We start from the raw sequence: 15,289 nt of genomic DNA on the forward strand, positions 1-15,289 counted from the left end.
AGGGGCGCGGGGTGTGGGGGGGGACCAAGGGTCGCGGGGGGTGGGGGGGGAGGAGACCGCGGAGAGACCCCAGAACCCACCACCAGGGTCAACCCACGAGCAACGACGAGCGCCTCCCCGCGGCCGTCGCGGTCTGCAGAGCCGAATCGCTACAGCTCGGTGGTGGTCCCACCGGCAGCGGCGATCTTCTCCTTGGCGGAGCCGGTGAACTTGTTCGCGGTCACCTGCACGGCAACCGTGAGCTCACCGTCGCCGAGAACCTTCACCAGACGGTTCTTGCGGACCAGGCCCTTGGCAACGAACTCGTCGATGCCGATCTGGCCGCCCTCGGGGAACACCCGAGCGATGTCGGCGACGTTGACAACCTGGTACTCGACCCGGTTCGGGTTCGTGAAGCCCTTGAGCTTGGGCAGCCGCATGTGCAGCGGCATCTGCCCGCCCTCGAAGGCGGCAGGCACGTTCTTGCGGGCCTTGGTGCCCTTCGTGCCGCGACCGGCGGTCTTACCCTTGGAACCCTCACCACGGCCGACGCGGGTCTTGTCGGTCTTGGCGCCCGGCGCGGGCCGGAGGTGGTGCAGCTTGATGGTCATGGTTAGACCTCCTCAACTGTGACGAGGTGTCGAACCACGTTGATCAGGCCGCGGTTCTGCGCGTTGTCCTCGCGGACGACGCTCTTGCGGATGCCCTTGAGGCCGAGCGTCCGCAGGCTGTCGCGCTGGTTCTGCTTGGTCCCGATCGAGCTCTTGACCTGAGTGACCTTCAGATCTGCCATTACTTCACGCTCCCAGCCTGTGCGCGGGCACGCAGCATGCCGGCCGGGGCCACGTCCTCGAGGGGCAGGCCACGACGGGCCGCAACCTCTTCCGGACGCTGCAGACCCTTGAGGGCGGCAACGGTCGCGTGCACGACGTTGATCGCGTTGTCGCTACCGAGCGACTTGGCAAGGATGTCGTGCACACCCGCGCACTCGAGCACGGCACGCACCGCACCACCGGCGATCACACCGGTACCCGGGCTGGCCGGGCGGAGCATGACGACGCCGGCAGCGGCCTCGCCCTGCACCGGGTGGGTGATGGTGCTGCCGATGAGCGGCACGCGGAAGAAGCCCTTGCGCGCCTCCTCGACACCCTTCTGGATGGCCGCGGGAACTTCCTTGGCCTTGCCGTAGCCGACGCCAACGAGTCCGTTGCCGTCGCCGACGATCACGAGGGCGGTGAAGCTGAAACGCCGACCACCCTTGACGACCTTCGACACGCGGTTGATCGCGACCACACGCTCGATGTGGTCCGACTTCGGTGCCGCCTGGCCGCGACGATCGTCACGACCGCCACGGCGGTCGCCACCGCGGTTGTCCCCGGTGTTGGGGCCATTCTGTCCGGCGGGTCCGCTGCCGCCGTCACGCCTCTGACGTCCCGGCATCAGACTGTCCTTCCGTTAGAAATCTTCGTCATCAGAACTTCAACCCGCCTTCGCGAGCGGCATCGGCCAGGGCCGCGATGCGGCCGTGGTAGCCGTGGCCACCGTGGTCGAAGACCACGGCGTCGATGCCGGCAGCCTTGGCGCGCTCGGCGATCAGCTGACCGACCTTGGCGCTCAGGGCCTTCTTGTCGCCCTCGGCGGCACGCAGGTCCGCCTCGATGGTCGACGCCGCGGCCAGGGTCCGGCCTGCGAGGTCGTCCACGAGCTGGACGTGGATGTGACGCGAGGAGCGGTTCACGACGAGACGGGGACGCTCGGGCGTGCCGGAGATCTTCTTGCGCAGACGGAAGTGACGACGCGTCTTCGACAGACGACGCGTGGTGGACACGTCCTTGCCCAGCGGGATTCGCTTGGCCTTCTGGTTTGCAGTCTGGCTCATATCACTTACCCGTCTTTCCGACCTTGCGGCGGACCTGCTCACCCTCGTAGCGGATGCCCTTGCCCTTGTACGGGTCGGACTTGCGCAGACGACGGATGTTGGCGGCGATCTGGCCGACCTTCTGCTTGTCGATGCCGGAGACCGAGAACCGGGTCGGCGACTCGACCGCGAACGAGATGCCCTCGGGCGCCTCGATCGGGACCGGGTGGCTGTAGCCGAGCGCGAACTCGAGGTCCTGGCCCTTGAGCGCGACGCGGTAGCCGACGCCGTGAATCTCCATCTTGGTGGTGTACCCCTGGGTGACACCGGTGATGAGGTTCGCGACGAGGGTGCGCGACAGGCCGTGCAGCGCGCGGCTGCGACGCTCGTCGTCGGGACGGGTGACCAGCAGGGCACCGTCCTCACCCTTGGCGATGGCGATCGGCTCGGCGATGGTCAGCGACAGCTGCCCCTTCGGGCCCTTCACCGCGACGTCCTGGCCGTCGATGGTCACCTCGACACCCGAGGGGACGGTGACCGGAATCTTTCCAATACGCGACATTGTGGTGGCCTCCCTTACCAGACGTAGGCGAGGACTTCGCCGCCCACGCCCTGCTTGGCCGCCTGACGGTCCGTGAGCAGACCGGAGGACGTGGAGATGATCGCCACGCCGAGGCCGCCGAGAACCTTGGGCAGGTTGGTGGACTTCGCGTACACCCGGAGACCGGGCTTGGAGACACGGCGGACGCCGGCGAGGCTGCGCTCGCGGGTGGGGCCGTACTTGAGGTCGACGATGAGGGTCTTGCCCACCTCGGCGTCCTCGGTGCGGTAGTCGGAGATGTAGCCCTCGCGCTTGAGGATCTCGGCGATGTTCGCCTTGATCTTCGAGTGCGGCAGCTTCACCTCGTCGTGGTACGCCGTGTTGGCGTTGCGCAGACGCGTCAAGAAGTCTGCGATCGGGTCGGTCATGGTCATGGTTAGACCTCGACACCTTTCTCGCTGCGGTTCCCATGCAACACCGGTCGCCCGGTCGTGGGCCTACAACAATTCGGCTGGTCCGACCGACAATCGTCGACCGGAATGAATGCATGTCGCCCGGTCCGTGACGACGCAACGTGGGTCGTCGTGGCACAGGCAACCGCTCTAGTGTAGGCAAAACCCCTGGCCAGGCCAAATCGCCCCAGGTGGCCGCCCCTCCCCCGCCGCGGCGGGGCACGGAAACAACAAGGGGCGCGGACCTTTTCAGGTCCGCGCCCCTCGCCTGTCACACTGGTGGTGTCACCGTCGAACGGGTGAGATCACCACGAGCTCTTGTGGACACCCGGCAGCTCGCCGGCGTGCGCCATCTCGCGCAGGCACACGCGGCAGAGGCCGAACTTGCGGTAGACCGCGTGCGGCCGGCCGCACTTCTGGCAGCGGGTGTACGCGCGGACCGCGAACTTGGGCTTCTTGTTGGCCTTGTTGACCAGTGCCTTCTTCGCCATGCTCAGTTCTCCTTGAACGGGAAGCCGAGGTGCTTGAGCAGGGCACGGCCTTCGTCGTTGTTGGTGGCGGTGGTCACGACGGTGATGTCCATACCCCGCGGGCGGTCGATCTTGTCGACGTCGATCTCGTGGAACATCGACTGCTCGTTGAGGCCGAACGTGTAGTTGCCGTTGCCGTCGAACTGCTTGCCGGACAGGCCACGGAAGTCCCTGATTCGCGGAAGCGCGATCGACACGAGACGGTCGAGGAACTCCCACATGCGGTCGCCACGGAGGGTGACGCGGGCACCGATCGGCATGCCCTCACGCAGCTTGAACTGCGCGATGGACTTGCGGGCCTTGCGGATCTCCGGCTTCTGACCGGTGATCAGCGCGAGGTCCGCGACGGCGCCGTTGATCAGCTTGGCGTCGCGGGCGGCGTCGCCGACACCCATGTTGACGACGACCTTGACCACGCCGGGGATCTGCATGACGTTGTCGTACTTGAACTCCGCGTTCAGCGCGTCCTTGATCTCGGCGCGGTAGCGCAGCTTCAGGCGCGGCTGGATCTTGTTCTCAGTGCTCGTCATCTCAGATGTCCTTCCCGTTCTTACGGGAGATCCGAACCCGCTTGCCGTTCTCGTCGGTGCGGTAGCCCACGCGGGTGGGGTTGCCGTCCGAGTCGATGACCGCGACGTTCGAGACGTGGATCGGGGCCTCCTGGGTCACGATGCCGCCGGAGGAGGCGCCGCGCTGGTTCGCGGAGACCGCGGTGTGCTTCTTGATCCGGTTCACACCCTCGACGAGGACCTTGTCGGTCGCCGGGTAGGCCTGGATGACCTTGCCCTTGGCGCCCTTGTCCTTGCCGGCGATGACCAGAACGGTGTCACCCTTGTGCACCTTCATCACAGCACCTCCGGGGCGAGCGAGACGATCTTCATGAACTTCTTGTCGCGCAGCTCGCGGCCGACGGGTCCGAAGATGCGGGTGCCACGCGGGTCGTGATCGGGCTTGATCAGGACGGCGGCGTTCTCGTCGAACTTGATGTACGAGCCGTCCGGACGGCGGCGCTCCTTGGTGGTGCGCACGACGACGGCCTTGACGACCTCGCCCTTCTTGATGTTTCCACCCGGGATGGCGTCCTTGACGGTGGCGACGATGATGTCACCGATCCCGGCGTAGCGACGGGACGAGCCACCGAGAACGCGGATGCAGAGAATCTCCTTGGCACCCGTGTTGTCGGCGACGCGCAGTCGCGACTCCTGCTGAATCACTGATCTCTCCTAAGACCTGGATTTTCGTACGTAGCGGATTACCGACCCGATACGCGCGGTCTGCCGCCCATCCGTACCCGCACGCGGGCATGCGGAGGCACAGGCAACCGCCCTAGTGTAGGGAATCCGCACCGCGAAGCCAAATCGGTGACACCCGATTCACGCAGGTGGGGATCCCTGTCACAGCCGAACGGCCCGCCCCGGAAGTCCGGGACGGGCCGTTCGACAGTGCTGCATCCGGCGCGGGCAGCTGGTGCCAACGCCGGGAGGAACGCGAGGGCCTACTTGGCCTTCTCGAGCACCTCGACCAGACGCCAGCGCTTGGTCGCCGACAGCGGTCGGGTCTCCATCAGCTGCACGCGGTCGCCGACGCCGGCGAGGCCGTTCTCGTCATGCGCCTTCACCTTGGTGGTGCGGCGGATGATCTTGCCGTACAGCTTGTGCTTGACGCGATCCTCGAGCTCGACAACGATCGTCTTCTCCATCTTGTCGGAGACGACATAGCCGATGCGGACCTTGCGGGTCCCACGCTCTTCAGTCACTGCGGTGTCCTTCTCGTTCTCACTCATGCCGCGTCACCCGCACCCGGGCCGGCGGCGAGGCCGAGCTCACGCTCGCGCATAACGGTGTAGATGCGCGCGATCTCGTGACGAACGGTGCGCAGGCGACGGTTGTTGTCCAGCTGACCGGTCGCCATCTGGAAGCGAAGGTTGAACAGCTCTTCCTTCGACTCGCGGAGCTTGGTGACCAGCTCCTCCTCGGTGAGCTCGCGGAGCTCCGCGGCGGGGGTTCCAGTAGCCATCAGAACTGCTCCTCCCTGGTGACGATGCGGCACTTGCACGGGAGCTTGTGCATCGCGCGACGCAGGGCCTCGCGAGCGATCTCCTCGTTCGGGTAGCTCATCTCGAACATGACCCGACCGGGCTTGACGTTCGCGACCCACCACTCCGGCGAACCCTTACCGGAACCCATGCGGGTCTCGGCGGGCTTCTTGGTCAGCGGGCGATCCGGGAAGATGTTGATCCAGATCTTGCCGCCACGCTTGATGTGGCGCGTCATGGCGATACGAGCGGACTCGATCTGACGGTTGGTGATGTAGGCGGGCTCGAGAGCCTGGATGCCGTACTCACCGAACGTGACCTGGGTGCCACCCTTGGCCGCACCCGAACGGCTCGGGTGGTGCTGCTTGCGGTGCTTGACCCGACGTGGGATCAACATGCGTCAGCCCTCCTGATTCGATTCGGTCGAGGCCGGGGCCTCGGAGGCGGCGCGACCGGCCTCGGTGCTGGTCGCGGTGGTGCCCGAGGCACCGGAACGACGCGGGCGGCTCGGACGCTCGCGACGCGGGCGGTCGCCTGCCGGCGCGGCGGCGGTCAGCTCACGCTTGCCACCGACGATGTCGCCCTTGTAGATCCACACCTTCACGCCGATCCGGCCGAAGGTGGTCTTCGCCTCGTAGAGGCCGTAGTCGATGTCCGCGCGCAGCGTGTGCAGCGGGACGCGACCCTCGCGGTAGAACTCCGAGCGGGACATCTCGGCACCGCCGAGACGGCCCGAGCACTGCACCCGGATGCCCTTGACGTTCGGCTGACGCATGGCCGACTGGATGGCCTTGCGCATGGCGCGACGGAACGCGACACGGTTGCTGAGCTGCTCGGCGACGCCCTGCGCGACGAGCTGGGCCTCGGCCTCCGCGTTCTTGACCTCGAGGATGTTCAGCTGGACCTGCTTGCCGGTCAGCTTCTCGAGGGCGGCGCGGATGCGGTCGGCCTCGGCGCCGCGGCGGCCGATGACGATGCCCGGACGCGCGGTGTGGATGTCGACGCGGACCCGGTCACGGGTGCGCTCGATCTCCACCTTCGCGATGCCTGCCCGCTCCATGCCGGTGGCGAGGAGCTTGCGGATCGCGACGTCTTCCTTGACGTACTCCGCGTACTGCTTGTCGGCGTACCAGCGGGACTTCCAGTCGGTGGTGATACCCAGGCGGAAGCCGTGCGGGTTGATTTTCTGGCCCACTACTGAGCACTTCCCTTCCGGCGGTTGCGGGTCGAGGTTCCGGCCTTCGGCAGGCTCTCCACGATGACCGTGATGTGGCTGGTGCGCTTGCGGATCCGGAACGCACGGCCCTGGGCACGCGGCTGGAAACGCTTGAGGGTGGCACCCTCGTCCACGTACGCGGTGGCGACGACCAGCGTGCTGGGGTCAAGGCCGAGGTTGTTCTCGGCGTTGGCAGCGGCGCTGGCAACGACCTTGGCGACCGGCTCGCTGGCGGCCTGCGGCGCGAACTTGAGGATGTTCAGGGCGTCCTCGACGGAACGACCACGAACCAGGTCCACGACACGACGGGCCTTCATCGGCGTCACGCGCACGTGGCGCGCGACCGCCTTGGCGGTGGGGTTCTGAGTTTCAGTGCTCATCGACGCTTGCTCTTCCGGTCGTCCTTGATGTGACCCTTGAACGTGCGGGTCGGTGCGAACTCACCGAGCTTGTGACCGACCATCGAATCGGACACGAACACCGGCACGTGCTTGCGACCGTCGTGGACGGCGAACGTGTGACCGATGAAGTCCGGGATGATGGTCGAACGACGGGACCAGGTCTTGATGACCTGCTTGGTGCCCTTTTCGTTCTGCACGTCCACCTTCGCGAGGAGGTGGTCGTCGACGAACGGACCCTTCTTAAGACTGCGGGGCATTCTTCACTCCCTCCTAGCGCTTCTTGCCGGTACGCCGGCGGCGGACGATGAGCTTGTCGCTCGGCTTGTTGGGCTTGCGGGTGCGGCCTTCCGGCTTACCCCACGGGCTGACCGGGTGGCGACCACCGGAGGTCTTACCCTCACCACCACCGTGCGGGTGGTCGACCGGGTTCATCACGACACCGCGGACGGTCGGGCGCTTGCCCTTCCAGCGCATGCGGCCGGCCTTGCCCCAGTTGATGTTCGACTGCTCGGCGTTGCCGACCTCGCCGACGGTGGCGCGGCAGCGCACGTCGACGCGGCGGATCTCACCCGACGGCATGCGCAGGGTCGCGTACGGACCCTCCTTGCCGAGGAGCTGGATGCTGGCACCGGCGGAGCGGGCCATCTTGGCGCCGCCGCCCGGACGCAGTTCCACCGCGTGGATGGTGGTACCGGTCGGGATGTTGCGCAGCGGCAGGTTGTTGCCGGGCTTGATGTCGGCGCCGACACCGGACTCGACCCGTGCACCCTGCTTGAGGTCCTTCGGCGCGATGATGTAGCGCTTCTCGCCGTCGGCGTAGTGCAGCAGCGCGATGTTCGCGGTGCGGTTGGGGTCGTACTCGATGTGCGCGACCTTGGCCGGCACGCCGTCCTTGTCGTTGCGACGGAAATCGATCAGCCGGTAGGCGCGCTTGTGTCCGCCACCCTTGTGCCGGGTCGTGATGCGACCGTGCGCGTTACGACCACCGCGCCCGTGCAGCGGGCGGATGAGCGACTTTTCGGGCGTCGACCGAGTGATCTCGGCGAAGTCCGAGACGCTCGAGCCGCGACGGCCCGGGGTAGTCGGCTTGTACTTACGGATTGCCATGAGTCTTCTCGTCCTCTATATCTCGTCAAGTCCCGCCCGCTTACGCGACCGGGCCTCCGAAGATCTCGATGGGCTTGCTGTCGGCCGAGAGGGTCACGAGCGCGCGCTTGGTGTTCTTGCGCTTGCCGTAGCCGAACCGGGTCCGCTTGCGCTTGCCCTGACGGTTGGCGGTGTTGACGCTGGTCACGGTGACGCCGAAGACCTTCTCCACGGCAATCTTGATCTGCGTCTTGTTCGAGTCCGGGTGCACCAGGAAGGTGTAGGTGCCTTCCTCGATCAGTCCGTAGGACTTCTCGGAGATGACCGGCGCGAGCAGGATGTCGCGGGGATCGGCGATGGTGCTCACTTGCTCTCCTCCTTCTGCGCCGACTCGGCCGGGCCGTGGACGAACGTGTTGAGCGCCTCGACGCTGAACACGACGTCGTCGCTGTTGAGCACGTCGTAGGTGTTCAGCTGGTCGGGGGCGATGGGGTGCACACCCTCGAGGTTCTGCACGCTCTTCCAGGCCGCGATGTCCTCGCGTCCGACGACGAGCAGGACCTTCTTGCGATCCGAGATCTCGCCGAGGAACTTCTTGGCGGACTTGGTGGACGGGGTCTGACCCGCCACCAGTTCGGTGATCACGTGGATGCGCTCGTTGCGGGCCCGATCGGAGAGGGCACCGCGGAGGGCGGCGGCCTTCATCTTCTTCGGGGTCCGCTGGCTGTAGTCGCGCGGCTTCGGGCCGTGGACGGTGCCACCACCGGCGAACTGCGGCGCGCGGGTCGAGCCCTGACGGGCGCGGCCGGTGCCCTTCTGCCGGTACGGCTTCTTGCCACCGCCGCGGACCTCGCCGCGGGTCTTGGTGGAGTGCGTGCCCTGACGTGCCGCGGCCAGCTGAGCGACGACGACCTGGTGCATCAGCGCGATGTTGGCCTGGACGTCGAAGATCTCGGCGGGCAGGTCGACGGTGCCGTTGGTGCCGCCGTCGGCGTTGCGGACGTCGAGGGTGAGCTTGGTTGCGGTCTCGGTCATGCGGACGCACCACCCTTCACTGCGGTCTTGACGATCACGAGGCCGCCCTTGCGGCCGGGGATCGCACCCTTGATCAGAAGCAGACCGTTCTCGGCGTCCACCTTGTGGACCGAGAGGTTCTGCGTGGTGACGCGGTCGTTACCCATGCGGCCCGACATGCGCATGCCCTTGAACACGCGGCCGGGGGTGGCGCAGCCACCGATCGAGCCCGGGCGACGGTGCACGGCCTGCGCACCGTGGGAGGCGCCCTGACCGGCGAAGCCGTGACGCTTCATGGTGCCGGCGAAGCCCTTGCCCTTGGAGGTGCCGGTGACGTCGACGTAGGCGCCGTCCTCGAACACAGCGGCGGTGAGCTCCTGGCCGACCTCGTACTCGCCGGCGTCGGCGACGCGCAGCTCCACGATGTGGCGGCGGGGGGTCACACCGGCCTTGGCGAACTGGCCGGTGGTCGGCTTGTTCACCTTGCGGGGGTCGATCGCGCCGTACGCGAGCTGGACGGCGCTGTAGCCGTCGCGCTCCTCGGTGCGGATCTGGGTGACGACGTTCGGTCCGGCCTTGACGACGGTGACCGGAACGACCCGGTTGTTCTCGTCGAAGACCTGGGTCATGCCGAGCTTGGTGCCCAGGATGCCCGTGATCTTGTTCTCAGTCATTGTTGTTGTCTCCGCCGCGCTCACTGGATGTTGACATCGACGCTGGCCGGCAGGTCGATGCGCATGAGCGCGTCGACCGTCTTGGGCGTCGGGTCGAGGATGTCAATGAGCCGCTTGTGGGTGCGCATCTCGAAGTGCTCGCGCGAATCCTTGTACTTGTGCGGCGAACGGATAACGCAGTACACGTTCTTTTCGGTCGGCAACGGCACCGGTCCGACCACACGGGCCCCGGTACGGGTCACCGTCTCGACGATCTTGCGCGCAGACGCGTCGATCGCCTCATGGTCGTAGGCCTTGAGCCTGATGCGGATCTTCTGTCCCGCCACGCTTGTGTCCTCTTCCTTGCCCGATGTGATTAGGCCTTCGCAGCATCCGGGGATGCTGCTCGTTTGCACGTAGACCCGTCAGGGGCTACCTCGTCTGCACAGTTCCCACCCACTTCCGGGCGAAGAAGAACGTTGGCGATCGGGACGCAGGGTCCTGGGACTCGTTGTCCGATGCCGATCGGGATTCCGATCCGCTGCCGCTGTTCATCTGTCATGGAACTGTCCCCGGTCCACGCGGTCGGGCGTGTCGCCCTCCCGCTCCGTCCCCGACCCGCGTTTACACACGAATCGGCGACGGAAAATGTGTCCCGGGCTGCGCTCCGGGTGGAGCGCAGGTGGTCACTGCTTCCGTCTTGCGACGATTTGTTCTGCTTCGGCCCGACCGGCAGTCCGGTGAAACCTCCACCGGAACGTGCTGATCTCGACCCTCAACCGCCGGGCGGAGGCCGTGCGCGTGCACGTCCCTGGCCCAGGCAACCTGAACAGTATGCCGTAGCGCGGCGCGGACTTCAACTCCGGGCGGCCGACCCCCTTGGCCCTGAACTTACTTTTAAGTAAGGTTCGGGCATGGCCATCGAGTCCCCGACCTACCGCAGCTGGCAGCGTCTGCCGAGGAACGGCGTCGGTTCCGTGCTGTTCTCCCTCGGCATGTGCGCGCGGGTGCCGTACTTCGCGACGGTGCTCCCCCGCGTCACCGCGCTGGAGCCGGGCCGCTGCGAGGTGCGGTCCCCGAAGTGGTGGGGGGTGCACAACCACATCGGCACCTTCCACGCGATCGCGGCGTGCAATCTGGCGGAGGCCGCGATGGGGATGCTCGCCGAGGCGACGGTCCCGACCACGCACCGCTGGATCCCGAAGGCGATGCACACGCAGTACCTGGGGAAGGCGACGACGGGACTGCACGCCGTCGCGCAGCTGCCCGCGCTCCCCGACTTCGCCGCGATCACCGACGGCACCGACCTCGTTGTCCCGGTCACGATCCGGGACCGGAACGGCGCCGAGGTGGTGCACGCGGACATCACGATCTGGGTGACGCCGCGGTAGCGAGCTTATCGAATTCCGCCGTCAACAGGTCCTCGTAGCGACCGAGATCCGGCATCGCCGCGCTGTCGACCGTCACCGACAGGGACACGCGGTCGCCGACGGACGAGACGAAGTGCGCCAGGCCATCTCCGTCGCTGAGGGTCAGCACTCCGAACGACCCGATGATGCGCTTGCCCTCGAAGGTCGCGCCTGCCGCCCGGCTCGGGACGTTGGAGATCAGGGTGTTGCCGGTGGACACCACCTCCGGGGGTGTTGCGCCCGCGGCGGCGCGGGCCCCGACGAACCTGGTGACGAACGCGGGAATGCGCTCGGACACGGTGCGCTGCGCGGCGACCGCCGCATGGTTCTGCCGGTCCTTCTCCGCGCGCGTGGTCGCGGCAACCTTCCGCAGTCGCTCGGTCGCATCCGGGACGTCCGTGTGAAGGTCGACGGACCCGAGCGCGAACTTGTTCGCCGTGTCGGTGTCGTCGTCGGTCGCGATAGGCATCTTCGCGGCCAACGAACGGCCGGGCTTCTCCCCCGCCTCGTCCAGGTAGGCGCCCATCGCACCCCCGATGACGGTGAGCATGACGTCGTTGACCGTCGCTCCGGCGACGGTCGATCTGATCGCTGCCAGGTCGGCGAGGTCGAAGAACTGCACCGCGACTCCGGGCACCCCGGCGAGGCGGCGGTTGAATCGCGTTCGCGGCCAGCGCCCCTGCGGCTTGACCAGTTCGCCGCGGGCGGCCGCCAGGTCGACTGCCCGGGCGGCGCGGGCCCCGGTCACGAGCGCGCCGCCGAACCGTACGAGCCGGGCCGGGACCCGCAGCACAGCGGCGGCCGCGCCGGTCGGCCGTGGCACAGGCTGCATGGCCACCGCGGAAGTCCGACTGCCGTCGAACAGTCGCCGTGCGATCGCCGCGGTGGCCACGGCATCCCCCACCGAGTGATGGAAGCGCAGAACCACCACCGTCGCCGTGTCGGGAAAGCCCCCTCCGATCCCGGACACGTTCGGAAGAACGGTGATGTCCCACGGCGGCCGGGTGAGGTCCATCCGCGCATTGACCCGGCCGGCGATGATCCACTTCGCCGAGCCCCACTCAGTGTCGCCGGGCACCACGGTGACGTGGTCACGCACGTCGAAATCCTCGTCGGTGATCCACGCCGGGTAATCGAGCTCACCGAACATCCGGTGCAAACGGGCGGTGAGTATCGGCGAACAGGTCAGCCGCCCGGCGATCCAGTCGGCCACGGAATCCCCGGTGACCTCGCGCGTCACGCCATCGAAGACGTAGACATCGACGATGGTCGCGGGTCCCCGATCCGACTCGCCGTAGACGTTGGCCGCGTCGCGCGGAGCCAGCGGAATCGAGACCTTGCCGATGCCTTCAGTGATCCTCCCCATCCGTCGATCGGATCACGGATCAACACCTACGCACCGAAATCACAGGTACTCATGCGTGTCGTTCAGATGAATGACACAGCGATGAGCAACTCGTACGCCATGCCCATCCAGCGGGTCCGCCGATTGAATGAACTTGGCCATCTCGGCTTCTCGGACGCCGCCTTTCGCCGATAACGTTTGACGCCATGCCGCTTCCTTCGCTGTCCGTTGTCATCCCCGCCTTCAACGAGGAGGACAACATCGAAGCGACCCTCACGAACGTCTTCGCTCAGATCGACGAGATCGCGGAGATCGTGGTCGTTAACAACGATTCGACCGACAACACCGAAGCAATCGTGCAGGGCATTCAGGCCCGAGAGCCCAAACTGCGTCTGGTGAACGAGGCCCGGGCAGGCGTCACCTTCGCGAGGAATGCAGGCCTCAACGCCGCGACCTCGGAGATCGTCGCCCGCCTCGATGCCGACACCCTGGCGCAGCCCGGGTGGGCCCGCGCTATCCGGGAGTACTTCGCGACTGCCCCCGACTCGGTTGGTGCCGCGACGGGCCCCCTGTTGCCGTTTGACTCCCCGTTCCGCAAGACGTTCGCGAAGTCGAACGAGCGGCTGATCGCGAGAACGCGCGCCGCATCGACGGACGGTCTCGGCGTGGTCGGACTCGCGATGGCGCCGGGTGGAAACATGGCGATTCGCAGGTCCGCGTGGGCGTCGGTGCGTGCTGCCATTTCCGATCGCACCGACATCCACGACGATCTGGATCTGTCGCTGTGTGTCCGCAAGTGTGATTACTCGATCGCGTTCATCCTCGGGATGCAGGCGGAGACGTCAGCCCGCCGGTTCCGCACCAATCCGGTCGCCTACTGGCGCTATACCAACCTGCTGACGCGCACCTACAGGGCACACGAAATGGCGCACGAGGCGCGCGCCACTCGGATTGAGGTGTGGAACAACCGGGTTGTCCACCTCGTCACGTGGCTCCCGACGCGCGCCTACAACCCGGAATCGCAACGCTTCTCGCTCGGGCGGATGCTCTCACCCGAACAGGACCGGATCACCGGCCGGGCATACGCCTCGTCAGTCAACTGAACGACCGTCCAACACGTCAACACCACTCGTGCGCGCCGTGCACCCAGCACCCGAAGGACACAGGGATGCTCTCTGCGACAACACCGATGCCGGGCGAGTTGTCCTACCTGGATTCGTCATTCCTCATTGCGGAAACTGACCACTCTCCGCAGGCGATCGTCAATGCGTACCTCCTCGACCCGTCGGCGCCGGACAAGTCGTTCCCGCGCTCGGCGCCAGCCTTGATCGAGTGGATCGCGGCGCGAATCCACTCCAGCACCGTCTTCACCGATGCGCTGGTCCGGGCTCCGCTCGACATCGCGCCGCCACGCTGGGCTCACGACGATGCCTTCGACATCGCGAACCATGTGTTCGTCGATGTGCCCCCAGCTGGCACCACCGTCGACGAGGTGCTCGCGGCAATCTCGGGCACTCGGATGGATCTCACTCGCCCGCCCTGGGAAGCACGTCTTGTCCTGGGCGCGCACGATCGAGGAGCACCCTGCAATGTGTTCGTCTTCAAGGTCCACCACAGCGCCGCCGATGGCATCGCGAGCGCCGATCTCGGTCGAAGCTTGTTGAGCGCACCGGGCCCACTTATCGCAGGTCATTCCGCCTTCCGCGGCTCACATCGGGCACCCGCACTCCCTGCCGCTTTGGCCACAGTTCCGCGGCAACTGGTTCGCCATGCCCGCAGCGTCCGCAGGCTGAAGATCCTTCGACGCGAACTTGCCGCCGAAGTTGCGGCCGGACGGATCCCGGAACTCCAGCAGGACCGAACACCGACACGCTTCAATGCCAGAATCGGTCCCACCCGGACCGTCGGAAGCATCCGATTGCCCCTGGAGGATGCTCGCGCCCTTCGTGCTACCGAGGCGCAGGCGACCGTGAACGATGTCATTCTGGCCACCGTGTCCGCTGCGCTGGCCACGTACCTGAAGGGGCGACCCGAGAGCGATACGCTCTCACTAGCGGCACACGTACCGAAGAGTGTTCGCGGGTCGTTTGAGTTGGACGCAGCTAATCAGGTCGCATCGATGCTCGTGGATCTTCACGTCGAGGAGACCGACGACCGATCACGACTGGCAGCGATCGCCGCATCCGTCTCAACGGAGCGGCACCGACGTGAGCATCCGCTGCTGATGGAGTCGGTGGAATGCGCAGCGGCCATCCCTACCTTCCTCGGCCGCTTTGCGGCATGGATGGAGCGCCGCCGGGGGCATCAGGGCGACAATCGATGCTCCACAACGGTCTCCAACTACATGCGCGAACCCGAGCCGCTCGTCCTCGGAAGCGCCGCGATTGTTGAGATCCGATGCGTCCCGATCATCGACAACGGGACCGGACTCGCCCACATGGTCGCTTCCACTGGAGATGATGTACTCACTATTACGTTCACCGTCGATCTCGCGATGATGCCGGACCCGGATCACTACCGCGAATTGCTTCGCAGCGCCTACTTCGACATCACCAGGTGACCCGGCCACCAGCTGGCGGGAAGTAATCGAGCGTCGATGCTCAGCCGTCTGGCGTCATCCATTCGAAGTAATCTCACCGCGTGGCAGGTCGGCCATGCGCCGCCACACGGCCGGGCGGGGACGCCCACCTCGTCTTGCGCGAAGATCCCGACGGCGAGGCGCGTCGCGTGTTCACGCGATCCACGTCACGCCGCGACAGCCGGTACATCG

At 66.5% G+C, this 15,289-nt stretch carries 25 protein-coding genes; 3 read left to right on the top strand and 22 right to left on the bottom strand.

All coding sequences use genetic code 11. The annotated features are described in order from the left end of the window. Window positions 1-149 precede the first annotated feature (149 nt). From rplO to rpsJ, 21 genes are all read right to left on the bottom strand, one after another. Entirely contained in the window at window positions 150-590 is a 441-nt protein-coding gene (gene rplO / locus ACFWQG_RS12665) for a 50S ribosomal protein L15 (protein WP_378507977.1), read from the bottom strand. A gap of 2 nt (window positions 591-592) precedes the next feature. Then, window positions 593-772, bottom strand: coding sequence for a 50S ribosomal protein L30 (gene rpmD, locus ACFWQG_RS12670; protein ID WP_378507978.1), 180 nt, complete (start codon window positions 770-772; stop codon window positions 593-595). Then, window positions 772-1,419, bottom strand: a complete 648-nt coding sequence (rpsE, locus tag ACFWQG_RS12675) for a 30S ribosomal protein S5 (protein WP_378507979.1) — start codon at window positions 1,417-1,419, stop codon at window positions 772-774. The genes rpmD and rpsE overlap by 1 nt, the downstream gene beginning before the upstream one ends. A gap of 31 nt (window positions 1,420-1,450) precedes the next feature. After that, complete coding sequence (rplR, locus tag ACFWQG_RS12680) at window positions 1,451-1,858, bottom strand: 50S ribosomal protein L18 (RefSeq protein ID WP_378507980.1); 408 nt, start codon at window positions 1,856-1,858, stop codon at window positions 1,451-1,453. Window position 1,859: 1 nt separating this feature from the next. Continuing rightward, a complete protein-coding gene (gene rplF / locus ACFWQG_RS12685; RefSeq protein WP_378507981.1) occupies window positions 1,860-2,399 on the bottom strand; it encodes a 50S ribosomal protein L6 in 540 nt (179 codons plus the stop codon). Window positions 2,400-2,413: 14 nt separating this feature from the next. Then, a complete protein-coding gene (gene rpsH, locus ACFWQG_RS12690; RefSeq protein ID WP_378507982.1) occupies window positions 2,414-2,812 on the bottom strand; it encodes a 30S ribosomal protein S8 in 399 nt (132 codons plus the stop codon). Between the two features lie 323 nt (window positions 2,813-3,135). Then, on the bottom strand, window positions 3,136-3,321 hold the full coding sequence (locus ACFWQG_RS12695; RefSeq protein WP_050063877.1) for a type Z 30S ribosomal protein S14: 186 nt from the start codon (window positions 3,319-3,321) through the stop codon (window positions 3,136-3,138). Window positions 3,322-3,323: 2 nt separating this feature from the next. Beyond that, window positions 3,324-3,890 carry a 50S ribosomal protein L5 gene (gene rplE / locus ACFWQG_RS12700; RefSeq protein ID WP_378507983.1) on the bottom strand — a complete coding sequence of 189 codons (567 nt, stop codon included), beginning with the start codon at window positions 3,888-3,890 and terminating at the stop codon, window positions 3,324-3,326. Between the two features lies 1 nt (window position 3,891). Then, window positions 3,892-4,206 (bottom strand): 50S ribosomal protein L24, encoded by a 315-nt coding sequence (gene rplX / locus ACFWQG_RS12705; RefSeq protein WP_007531926.1) that lies wholly within the window; start codon window positions 4,204-4,206, stop codon window positions 3,892-3,894. Further along, window positions 4,206-4,574: a 50S ribosomal protein L14 gene (rplN, locus tag ACFWQG_RS12710; protein WP_007531925.1), complete on the bottom strand. Its 369-nt coding sequence runs from the start codon at window positions 4,572-4,574 to the stop codon at window positions 4,206-4,208. Before rplN ends, rplX begins: the two co-directional genes overlap by 1 nt. A 281-nt stretch (window positions 4,575-4,855) precedes the next feature. Beyond that, the gene (rpsQ, locus tag ACFWQG_RS12715) at window positions 4,856-5,143 is read right to left on the bottom strand and encodes a 30S ribosomal protein S17 (protein WP_378507984.1); all 288 of its coding nucleotides are present in this window, start codon (window positions 5,141-5,143) and stop codon (window positions 4,856-4,858) included. Next, entirely contained in the window at window positions 5,140-5,376 is a 237-nt protein-coding gene (rpmC, locus tag ACFWQG_RS12720) for a 50S ribosomal protein L29 (RefSeq protein WP_378507985.1), read from the bottom strand. The genes rpsQ and rpmC overlap by 4 nt, the downstream gene beginning before the upstream one ends. After that, entirely contained in the window at window positions 5,376-5,792 is a 417-nt protein-coding gene (gene rplP, locus ACFWQG_RS12725) for a 50S ribosomal protein L16 (RefSeq protein WP_378507986.1), read from the bottom strand. Before rplP ends, rpmC begins: the two co-directional genes overlap by 1 nt. A 3-nt stretch (window positions 5,793-5,795) precedes the next feature. After that, window positions 5,796-6,590, bottom strand: coding sequence for a 30S ribosomal protein S3 (rpsC, locus tag ACFWQG_RS12730; protein ID WP_378507987.1), 795 nt, complete (start codon window positions 6,588-6,590; stop codon window positions 5,796-5,798). Beyond that, window positions 6,590-6,991, bottom strand: coding sequence for a 50S ribosomal protein L22 (rplV, locus tag ACFWQG_RS12735; RefSeq protein ID WP_378507988.1), 402 nt, complete (start codon window positions 6,989-6,991; stop codon window positions 6,590-6,592). Before rplV ends, rpsC begins: the two co-directional genes overlap by 1 nt. Continuing rightward, window positions 6,988-7,269, bottom strand: coding sequence for a 30S ribosomal protein S19 (rpsS, locus tag ACFWQG_RS12740; protein ID WP_005518370.1), 282 nt, complete (start codon window positions 7,267-7,269; stop codon window positions 6,988-6,990). The genes rplV and rpsS overlap by 4 nt, the downstream gene beginning before the upstream one ends. A gap of 13 nt (window positions 7,270-7,282) precedes the next feature. Further along, window positions 7,283-8,119 (bottom strand): 50S ribosomal protein L2, encoded by an 837-nt coding sequence (rplB, locus tag ACFWQG_RS12745; protein WP_378507989.1) that lies wholly within the window; start codon window positions 8,117-8,119, stop codon window positions 7,283-7,285. Between the two features lie 40 nt (window positions 8,120-8,159). Further along, complete coding sequence (rplW, locus tag ACFWQG_RS12750; RefSeq protein WP_378507990.1) at window positions 8,160-8,465, bottom strand: 50S ribosomal protein L23; 306 nt, start codon at window positions 8,463-8,465, stop codon at window positions 8,160-8,162. After that, window positions 8,462-9,133, bottom strand: a complete 672-nt coding sequence (gene rplD / locus ACFWQG_RS12755) for a 50S ribosomal protein L4 (protein WP_378507991.1) — start codon at window positions 9,131-9,133, stop codon at window positions 8,462-8,464. The genes rplW and rplD overlap by 4 nt, the downstream gene beginning before the upstream one ends. Further along, window positions 9,130-9,786 carry a 50S ribosomal protein L3 gene (gene rplC, locus ACFWQG_RS12760; RefSeq protein ID WP_378507992.1) on the bottom strand — a complete coding sequence of 219 codons (657 nt, stop codon included), beginning with the start codon at window positions 9,784-9,786 and terminating at the stop codon, window positions 9,130-9,132. The genes rplD and rplC overlap by 4 nt, the downstream gene beginning before the upstream one ends. Before the next feature lie 20 nt (window positions 9,787-9,806). Then, window positions 9,807-10,112, bottom strand: coding sequence for a 30S ribosomal protein S10 (gene rpsJ, locus ACFWQG_RS12765; protein WP_003938093.1), 306 nt, complete (start codon window positions 10,110-10,112; stop codon window positions 9,807-9,809). A 567-nt stretch (window positions 10,113-10,679) separates the two neighbouring features. Between rpsJ and ACFWQG_RS12770 the strand changes: the two genes are divergently transcribed. Next, complete coding sequence (locus tag ACFWQG_RS12770) at window positions 10,680-11,156, top strand: hotdog fold domain-containing protein (protein WP_378507993.1); 477 nt, start codon at window positions 10,680-10,682, stop codon at window positions 11,154-11,156. On the opposite strand, the gene ACFWQG_RS12775 is transcribed toward ACFWQG_RS12770, so the two are convergent. Beyond that, window positions 11,131-12,540: a wax ester/triacylglycerol synthase domain-containing protein gene (locus ACFWQG_RS12775; protein ID WP_378507994.1), complete on the bottom strand. Its 1,410-nt coding sequence runs from the start codon at window positions 12,538-12,540 to the stop codon at window positions 11,131-11,133. The two genes, ACFWQG_RS12770 and ACFWQG_RS12775, sit on opposite strands and share 26 nt — an antisense overlap. 185 nt (window positions 12,541-12,725) lie before the next feature. On the opposite strand from ACFWQG_RS12775, the gene ACFWQG_RS12780 reads away from it, so the two are divergent. Together ACFWQG_RS12780 and ACFWQG_RS12785 are read left to right on the top strand one after the other, a co-directional pair. Further along, complete coding sequence (locus tag ACFWQG_RS12780) at window positions 12,726-13,622, top strand: glycosyltransferase (protein WP_378507995.1); 897 nt, start codon at window positions 12,726-12,728, stop codon at window positions 13,620-13,622. 65 nt (window positions 13,623-13,687) lie between these two features. Then, complete coding sequence (locus ACFWQG_RS12785; protein WP_378507996.1) at window positions 13,688-15,079, top strand: wax ester/triacylglycerol synthase domain-containing protein; 1,392 nt, start codon at window positions 13,688-13,690, stop codon at window positions 15,077-15,079. Window positions 15,080-15,289: the final 210 nt, after the last annotated feature.

Origin of the sequence: Rhodococcus sp. NPDC058532, assembly GCF_042719255.1 — a bacterium.
Classification (GTDB): Bacteria; Actinomycetota; Actinomycetes; order Mycobacteriales; family Mycobacteriaceae; genus Rhodococcus_G.